The organism is Gemella sp., assembly GCF_057272915.1.
In genome coordinates this window covers 1-10164 of the sequence record NZ_DBHIUF010000035.1, presented here as the reverse complement: position 1 = coordinate 10164, position 10164 = coordinate 1, and the positions used below count along the sequence as shown (strand labels likewise).

Sequence of the window (10164 nt, the reverse complement as noted above, 5' to 3'; positions counted from 1 at the left end):
TTCTACTACTTTCGCAGCTCCTTCGTTTACTCCATTCACTTGTGGTTGGTATTTCAGATTTGTAGACACTACTCCCACATACACAGTTAACGGGTCACTTTCTTTTCCTTGACTGTCAACTGCCTTAAGAACTACTGTATAACGTCCTGCTGGAGTTGCTTTTCCTGGTGTTTCTGTTAATCCAGAAACAATTTTTATAGTAGATGTACCGTATGGTTTGTCAGCTTCATTTGTAACTTTATCTTCTCTATCTCCAACAGTTACTAGATTTTCTAGCATTTCTTTAGTAATACTTGTCCCTGATGGGAAGACTTTGCGATTTGTTTCGTTACTTCCTTCTGTTCCTTTATAAATTAATGTTGGTTTGTCGTTCGTCACTTTAGCAACTTTCCACTTACCTGTTGCAGTTGGTATTTGTCCTGCGTCTGGTTGAGTGTAGACACGAAGTCCTAACCCTTTATTATAGGAATCAGTATTATCTCCATTTGCATTTTCTTCTTTAATGTGAAGTTTTGCCATTCCGCTTTGTTCATTTAGAGCAATACGAATATTATGTTCTGAAGGATTAGTAGTACTTGGAGTAGAAGTAATTGTTCCGACATATCCATTAGCATTAGTTACAATCGTATTATCAGTTCTTGTTGCTTCTGTATGCCAGCCATCTGTTCCACGGACAAGTACAATACTGTTTGGTTTATCTCCTGTTTCTAGATTATTATGGAATCGCAATTCAACTCGTTTAGCATCGTGTGGAACTGTGATATCAATATGCTTACTACCTGCAATTATAGGTGATACTGAGTAATCTCCCATTTCAACTGCTTTCGTATCGCTAACTACACTGATATCATCTGCAGGTGTTGCTCCTTTAATTTTTGTTGTAACTGTTAAACCAGTTGGTTGAGTTGTTTCACCATTTTTAGCAACCGATGTACGCAGTTTTACGTCATCTGGAATCGTAGCTGTCCATGTATTACCATTGATCGTTACTCCGCCATTATTTACACTAGTCAATACACGATTAGTTCCATCGTTCAATGTAACTGAGACTACTGTATTGCTACTATTAGCATTCAATCCGCCTAGTGTACCTGTAATTGTACGTGTAGTTGAAGTCACTGGTGCATTATCAAATGTTGGTTTTGGTGGTGTTACATTTACAGTTACCTCAATCGTCTTGGTTGGTCGTTTTTTAGTCGCTTCTGGTGCATCATTATCTGTTTGTGATGGTGGTAATGTCACTTTCACTTGGAACGTTTGTACTCCAGAAGTATTAGCAACCTTTTCTCCGACCCATTCATAAGTTGTTCCTTGTGGCAACTCTTCATTACCAACATTAGCTACTGCATTTTTGGCGAATTCATCAGTTAATACTGTACCTTGTGTAACTGTCACTTTTGTTGTATTTGGTTGTATATCAAACACTTTATGAATCAATGTACCTGTATGTTCTAATTTTTCCCTATCATTTGATGGACTATCTGAAAATCTACTGTAACCATACTTACCACCATATGTGTAAGTTGTTGTACCTACTTTAGCAGCATCCGTCTTAAGTGCTTCTCTAAAATCTCTAGCAGATTTTTCTACGCCATCACTCGTTTTATAAATCCACGACATATTATTAGGAATATTTTTCCCAGTATTACGATAAAAATCAGAATCAGTATCATTACGTGCAACACCTTTAAAATCATAAATCGTATTTGCAATTGGGAATTTACTTAAAACCTTGTAATTTACAGGTATTTTTTTTACAGTGTTATCTGCAAATGTAATTGTAGCTATTGCTGTTTTATCAATCGTTTTATTATGATCTTCAGGCATAGTTGTATCTAAATTTTCAAATGTAACAGTTGCATTTCTAGGAATGTCTACCTTATTCACTCCATCTTGTAACTGTACTAAGCTGCGTTTATCTTCCTCAGTCAAAGATTCTCCTTGCTTGAAGTTAATAGTAGGTCGTGCAACTACATTATAATTTTGCGCAACTGGTACATCCACTTCATCTATAGAATGGTCTGGATATGTTACTCTTACGGTTACAACTTTTTTACCTTCTACTGTTTTAATAGCTCCATTATCTTTAAGCGTCTTAGTCACTCCACCAGCATCTTTCGCTTCTTTAGATAAATCTGTTACATTTACTTGATCTGTAATTTTATTAGCATCTGTTACTGGAATATTGCTTCCTAAATTGTTGAAGTTTACTGGTGTTGTTGGTTTCGTTGGCTCATATTTTTCTTTCTGCTCTTTCACAACCATTTTGAATTTAACAGTTGTCACGTTTGCTGGTTCATTCTTGTCAGTTGCTTGAATTGTAACAATTTTTTCTTCAACAGTTGCATTTTTAGCAACAATTCCTGACAACGTATGAATCAATGGCGATTTATCTGTTGCATTGTCACTTGAAGTTATTCCACTTCCTGCCACTCCGTTTGGTAATGCAGATGTAGTTAAACTTGCAATCTTGCTCGTATTATCTGAAGCTTTTATCGTAACACTTGCTTTTTCACCGCGATATACTGTAACTTTTGGTAAGCCTTCATTAACAGTCCCTTCCGATAATGGAATTTCTCTACCGTCTTCCCCTACTAATTTTACCGTTGGCTTAACAGTTTCATTTACCTTAAGCGTCACAGGAATTATTTTGTACTGTTGAACTCGGTTGGCATTCGGACCTGTTTCAGATACTTTTGGTAATGTTACTTTTACATAACGTGTGATTTCACCAAATTCTGTTACATTTTTCTCTGCATCAGTTAGTGCAGTAGCATCAGTCTCACTTTTCACCCATTCGTAAGTTGTTCCTGTTGGAAGACTCGCTGAATGGTTGATTAGACTTACAGCAGCTTTAGCTTGATCTGCATTTAGACTTGTTCCATGATTTGCCACAACTTTTGTTGGATTAGCCCCTACATCAAAAACTTCATGCGTAAATATTGGCGTATAATAAAGTTTTTCTGTTTCACTTGGATTGTTTGTAAATCTTCCTCTTGGATATTTACCACCAAAGGCATAGGTAGTTTTTCCAACTCCGTCAGCTTTTAGCATATTTACCATATGAGCATCTGCATTTTTAAATTCTGCCTCATTATCTCTCTTAACAACCCAACTCATTCCGCCTGGAAGACCATTAGAATCTGTATAATAAGAAGGTGGAGTATCATTACGCCCTTCTTTTTTAGGATCATTAACTTTAAAATCATACACCTTTTCTACTGTTTTAAATGTTTTCAACACATTATAATTTAAAGTCACAGGAGAAAGTCTTGTTCCATTTTTTAATACTACCGTGGCTTGTGTAGTCTTATTATCTGAAGGCGTGTTTATATCTAAATTCGTAAACTCAACAGTAGCATCATTCGGAACTTCTAATGTATCGTTTCCATCACGTAATTGCAATAAGCTTCGTTTAAGTTCATCCGATACATTTTCACCTTGTATTAAGTTAATAGTTGGTTTTGCTTTTGCAATGTAATTGACTGTAATAGTATGATTTCTTGTTACTCTTTCTCCTGCCGCATCTGTTGTTGTATACGTTAAATTGTACGTTCCTTGTTTTAGGGCTTTACCATTTGTTAAATCAACAGATTGTCCATTTTTCGTAACTGTTACATTTAAGTTCTCTCTAGCAGTATTTCCGACTGTTTTATTATTATCATCTTCTGTATCTGTTACATTAACAAGTGTTTTTAGCTTATCTTTTATCAAAGTACCATCTGAGTTATAAGTAGCATTTGGATTTACTACTGAAATGTCTGGATTTGTATTTGTAGCTGGTGACGCTGTAGCCCATCCTCCATCATTAGTTGGATTCGCTGGATTATTATGATTATTAACATAATGAGCACGAACTTGTATAGTAGTGTCAGCATTAATTCTAAATGGAATATTTTCTTTTTTATTCGAATCCTTAATATGAAGAGTAAATACTTTTTCAGAGATATTATCACCATTAGATACTTTTAACTCAGTTGTTCCTACTTTATCGTCATTTAATATCTTCCAATTTCCATCAACCAATTGAACATCATATTGAACAGTGTTACTTCCATTTTTTATCTGTAGATAAAATAATGCGGTATCATGAGGTAATTTAACACTAATATCTCGTCCTGCTTTAACAGGTGTAGCTATAGAGATTGCTCTTCCCATTTGAACATCCACAGTCTTCGCTACTGATTCAATATTATTAACAACTTGTTTCACAGATATAGGGTTAGAAGCTTTTACTGTCGAATCTTTATCATTTTGTGTTAGTTTTTCATTCGGCGCTAAGTTATATTTCCATTTACCATTATTTTCAACAGTAACTTCCCTAACTGTAGTTCCATCTTGTAATGTAATTCTAACTTTAGCTCTAGGTTGACCTGTACCTGAAATACTACGTTCTGTGGAAACTAAAGTACCTTTATATTTCTCTTCTGTAGTTATCGTTGGTGCTTCTGGTCTAACATTTACAGAAACATTTACGATTTTAGAAGAACGAAAGGCTGCATTATTTCCCGTTTCTGAGGAAGGTAACGTAACTTTAACTCGATAATTTTGTACACCTGCTGTATTTGGAGTAACCGTTTGATTTCTTCCATTAGTATCAACCCATTCATAAGTTGTACCTTCTGGTAAATCTAAAGCACCGTTTACTTTTGTTACAGCAGCTTTTGCATCTTGTGCTGATAAAGTAGTTCCTTTCTCCACAGTCACCTTTGTACTATTAGGTTCAATATCATATGTTCGAACATTAAATTTAACTTCTTTTTTATTTCCGCTATCAACATTACCATCAGCAGAATCGGATACTTTTAGCGTTATTGGACGTTCGCCAAGTGGCGCTGTATTCGATACATTCCCACGCACTGTATACGAACCTTGCGAGTTCACAGTCTTTCCATTTTGGTTAATAGTATAGTTACTACTTGCATTAGCATTATCATTGAACCAAACACCTTGTGGTAATCCACCATCATTCTTATAACTAATATTAACTCTACCAGTTGCAGCGTTATCATAATATTTCAATGGCAACTCTAGTGAAGAACCACGGAAAACATGAACTGTCTTATTACTTGCATTATCTGTTAATGTTGTACCATTTAGCGTAACTGTTGGAGCAACATTATCTGGATTCTTAGCTACCCCTGTCGCAGAAGCTTCATCACTATTTAAATAAGTTGCTTTAGCCGTTATTGTTGATAAATCTTTTACTGTTGGTTCTGTAATCGATACAACCCCGTTAGATGAATTAACTGATACTCCATTTGGTAATGTATCAACTGCTCCCCATGTAGTCCCTGATTTTTTAACTGTTATAATAGTATCAGCATTTTGATCAGTAGGTCTATAAGATACTACTAATTTATCTGTAGTTCCTTTTGGCGTTACAGAAGCTGAACCATCTTCAGGTACACTAATTGTCGGAACTGTAGGTGTTGCTTCTTTTCTAATTTGTTTGAAAAGAACATCTACATAGTCAACAGAATCATCTTGATTATTGGTACGAGCATTATTTTCATTATCATAGTACGTAACTTTTATTTGTTTTTGTACCCATACAGGCGTAGTTGATGTAACAGTTGGAACTGTACCCGATACATTTCCATTTGTGTCAACTTTTTGATAAGCTTCACGAATAGCAGCATTCAACTTTGCAACATTTTCTGCAGAAATCTTTCCACCAGGTACAACATCAATATCATAAGGAACTTTAAAGAGTTCTTTGCTACCATTTTCTACAGTTAGTTCAATAACTCTAGTACCAGTAGTAAGGTCATTTGTTCCTCCTGCCCACTCAACAGATTTAACAGATTGTTCTTTAATTCTAGCGCTAGTTTTAGGAAAATCAGAAATTCTATCTTTATAGAATGATAATCCTGGATTAGGTGTTTCCATACCATTAGAATCTGGCTCTTTAAATCCTGGGACAGAATTATATCTGTATTCTGTAATATAATCACTTGCTGAACCTAGGCTCCCTGTATAATCTTTAACACCTGTTGCAGCTTTTGCTATAGGTTGATAAATATCTGACTGAGTTACCACTCTATACGGTAAATTAAAGTTTATCGGCTGACCTTTTATATTCGCCTCAATATAAACTGTATGGTTCCCTTTTATTCTATCAGCAGTTGTATTAACACCATCTTCTGCAGCTTGCCTAGCATATCTATTATGATTACCTTTATTGAAGTCTGCACTAAAGTTCCCCGTAGACTTATACGTATGATAATTTGTTACATCTCCAGAACCAGGTGTTGTTGTTCTATTTGTTACTGTATCTTCTATAGTGACTGCACCTGTCATTAAACCTGACCCATCTTCTGCATCTAAAGCTCCAAGACCTGTTCCTTTAAGAAAAGTTGTTGGCATCTTATTTGTATTAACCGTAACATTATATCTTTCTTGAACTCTATTCCATTGTTGATAACTTTTATGCATGAAACGTCCTGTTGGAATTTTTTCATAAGATTTCATCCCAGCAATATAGTATAGTGGTGCTTCAGTGTTTCCTACTGTATCAAACTCAACAACATAAGTATTCCCTCTATCAAAATCACGTGGTCTAAAAGCAAATACATTCTGAGTAGAACTTTTAATTTTATCGTATAGTTTATTTGTAACAGTTTTGTCTTCTTCAGTCATTCCATCTCTATTGAAATAAACTCCAGTATTATTTTTTACAAAATCATCTAAACCATAAATTCCACCACGGTTACCCACAATCCCATTTTGAGTATTGGCAACATTTTCATAATAAGGTGTTCCATGAACTCCCGCATCTGGGGTACCAACAGAAGTTAAATATTTATCAGAAGCTCCATTAAATACTTCTGATACCCCACCTTGTTTTACCACTGCTCCATTTTCGATTAATTTCATGTTTCGAACTGATTGACCTTCTGGAACAGTAAAGTAATAAATTGGATTTTGTCTAGACTCACGAGCATTATTGTATGTTATTTTCCAATGATATCCATTTGATTGTTTAGTAACTTCCGCAAAAACTTTTTGTTTTAATCTTTTTACAGGTTGCGGTCCTAAATCTGCATTATTTCTACCATTAGCAGAAGCATTATCATTATGTGAAATATATAAAAATGTACCTGGCGGATACCCCGAACCATCATTTGCTTTTGTAATATAACCAACAGTTGCTTCGGTTAAATGCTCATCACCTTGGCTATCATAAACTTTACCATCAGCAGCTCTGTAGTAGCTTGCTCTAAAATAAGATTCTGGTCGTATATTTATACCATTTCGAGAATCACGTCTACCTGAATTTTCACGAGTAACTGCTAAGGCAAGTTTTTTCTCCGCTTCTTTTCCTTGTTTCACCAATTCTTCAATTTCTGAAGCAGTTAATTGTGGATTTTCTAATCCTTTTTTAACAGCAAGAACTGTTTCTTCCACACCTTTTAACAACTCTTTTGTTTCAGGTCTAGTGATTTCATTAGCAGATTTTAGATATACGTCTATACTTTTCACAAGAATTTCAAGCTTCCCTTTATCAGGAGCTGTTGCCTTTTGATTCTCAGACTCTTTCTTTTCAGAAACACTAGATTCTGAATTTTTATCTGTTTCCCCAGAAATATTCACTTTATTATCTACTGATTTTTTCTCGCCTACTTGACGATCTTTTTCCTTAACTTTCTCAGTAGTTTTATCTGCTTTCATAACAGTTTCTTTAAGTTTTTTTGTAATTTCTGTTAATTTTGCTACCTGAGCATTAACTTCTTCCCCTGTAGCAGCATCTTTATCTAGCACTAATTTCGCTTCAGATATACTTTGACTTACCTCATCATAAATACTAGCTATTTTATCTTTTTCTGTAGTTCTAAATAGTGTATCTAAGCTAATTGTTAATTTTTTTAATTCTGCTTTGTCCCCTTTTACAGTAGCAACAATATCAGCTGTTTTTTCAACAATAGCCGACTTATCTTGTACTGATGTAGACTTATCATCTATTTTTGAATTTTTGTCACTACTAGATGAACTATCTACTGATTTACCGGTAATTTGTGCATTTTCTGATGTAGGGATATTTTCTGCCTTAGCCGACATTCCGCCACCGAAGAAAATAAGCGATGCTACAGCCACACTGGCAGCACCAAAGTGATATTTTCTTATTGAGAAACGCGTCAGCTTTTCGCCATTTTTATATTGATATCTCATAAATATCATTACTCCTTTTTCATAATTTCTCTTAATATTTAATATAATTTATATTTTTGTTGTTAACAATCTAATAAATAAAAACTTGTAAACACTTTAATTATAATACAACATCCGACTTAAATCAACTTTAAACATAACTTATTTCCACGATTAAATCTAATAATAATTTATAAAATAATCATGATATGAAAATAATTGATATTTATATATAATTTATGTTAACATCGCGCCCCTAAAAGTTTTTTTTTTTTTTTGTTTCAACTTTTTATAATTATTTTTCACAGTTAAAACAAACCACCTAAATGAGAAAATATTTATTTTATTAATTACTAAATATTGAAATCTATAACTTTTTAAAATTTTCATTAACAATTTTATATTTTAAATAAATTCACTTATTCATTTTATCTCTTTACAGATTTTCTCAAAATATGTATAATCAATATTCCCCTCTCTCCCTCTCTTACAGATAAAAATGGGAGGAGTAACGTATGTATTACTTTAAAATAAAAAATAATATAAAAGTACCTGTTAGTAAGGAGATATATTCTCAGATAAATTCAATTCAAAATCGCACTAATTATGCAGCTAAAAAGCTTAAGGAAAGTGGATTAATTTATTATGAAAACTATTCTTCCGAAAACAACACTGGGGAGAGTCGAATTAAGGATTATTCTGCATTATCTACAGAAACGATTATCAAAGAACATTTGTACAATGCACTTTATGATGCTTTAGCTACTCTTTCTATAGATGATCAATTACTTCTGTATAAGCTATATGTAAACAATTCATCTTTACGAGGAGCTATGAATAATAATCTTAATCATCCTACAAAAGTCAAGCGTCACCAAGAAATACTGCTGAAAAAATTAGCTATTTTGTTAAAAGAATATGAAGAGGATTTTTTTGACAATATAACTAGATAAATTTTTTAATTTTTTGTGACAAAAGGCTATTTTTTTCACTTATAATAATGAGGGGATTTTTTTTAATCTTTTGTAAGAGTGGGAGTCTGCTAAATCACCTATTATATTTCTATTTACTATATTTATTTTAATTTTCACATTTATAATTACATGATTCGTCCTTATTAGGAGATGTTCTACATAGAGAGGAGCTATAGGAGGACAATTATAATGAAAAGTTTTATAGAATTAAACGAAGACGACACTCAAAGATTTTACGAATTATTAGAGGTTAAAAAATTTCTTATTAAAAGAGCACTATATAAAGTAAATATTCCACAAAAATTGCATGATGAGTTTTATGGTTATGGGATGGAGGGACTTCTTGTTAGTTTTCTCATCTTACAAGATGGCGGGATAGATCCTTCCGATTTTGATAGATTTGCTTTTGTAACTATTAAGAGAAAACTCATCGATGAAATTCGTAGAAGAAACAGACACGAGAGTATTCCTTTAGATATATTCGAAAATAATTCTGATGTGGTTTGCAATGATTATGATTTCTTATATATCGAACTTATAAATTATCTAAAAGATACATTAAATCTTTCTGAATGGGAATTTTTCGAGGAATATACAAAGACATTGAATGTTAAAAAGACAGCTATTGCTTTAGGAATTTCACTTGCTAGTGCATACAGACTACACAAACATATTAAGGGAGTTTGTGAACAGTTTCTATTAAATATTTAGGATTTTATCCACTCTATGTAGACATCTACTTATTTCATTAAATTTCGTATTTTGGTTTCATTATTTAAAGATTATTTTCTACTAGAAACAGATATATTAAAGAATATAAAACTAAAAAAAATTACTATATATGGATAGTTTTAAATTTAATAATCAAAAAAGAACAGAAAGTAATAATTTTACTTCCTGTCCTTTGTTCTCGTGTTATATTGGCTCATCAAAAAATCGGACTGATGGAAAAAATTAGTCCGATTAAATTATATATAAATTTGTAAAAAAGCATAGAAAAAAACACAAATATCCATTATAATTTAATCGACGAAAACTA

At 33.0% G+C, this 10164-nt stretch carries 3 protein-coding genes; 2 read left to right on the top strand and 1 reads right to left on the bottom strand.

Translation table 11 applies throughout. The features are described from left to right. On the bottom strand, positions 1-8172 hold an 8172-nt coding region (locus ACO6OL_RS08495; RefSeq protein ID WP_485502824.1), incomplete at its 3' end, for a YSIRK-type signal peptide-containing protein. Positions 8173-8666: 494 nt separating this feature from the next. Here ACO6OL_RS08495 and ACO6OL_RS08490 point away from each other — a divergent pair. Together ACO6OL_RS08490 and ACO6OL_RS08485 are read left to right on the top strand one after the other, a co-directional pair. Then, complete coding sequence (locus ACO6OL_RS08490) at positions 8667-9104, top strand: hypothetical protein (protein ID WP_485502823.1); 438 nt, start codon at positions 8667-8669, stop codon at positions 9102-9104. 210 nt (positions 9105-9314) lie between these two features. Beyond that, a complete protein-coding gene (locus ACO6OL_RS08485; protein ID WP_314397744.1) occupies positions 9315-9836 on the top strand; it encodes a sigma-70 RNA polymerase sigma factor region 4 domain-containing protein in 522 nt (173 codons plus the stop codon). Positions 9837-10164: the final 328 nt, after the last annotated feature.

Excerpts from the sequence above, each read along its gene's own strand:
- ACO6OL_RS08490 (WP_485502823.1), top strand. The coding sequence starts at position 8,667 with ATGTATTACTTTAAAATAAAAAATAATATAAAAGTACCTGTTAGTAAG.
- ACO6OL_RS08485 (WP_314397744.1), top strand. The coding sequence starts at position 9,315 with ATGAAAAGTTTTATAGAATTAAACGAAGACGACACTCAAAGATTTTAC.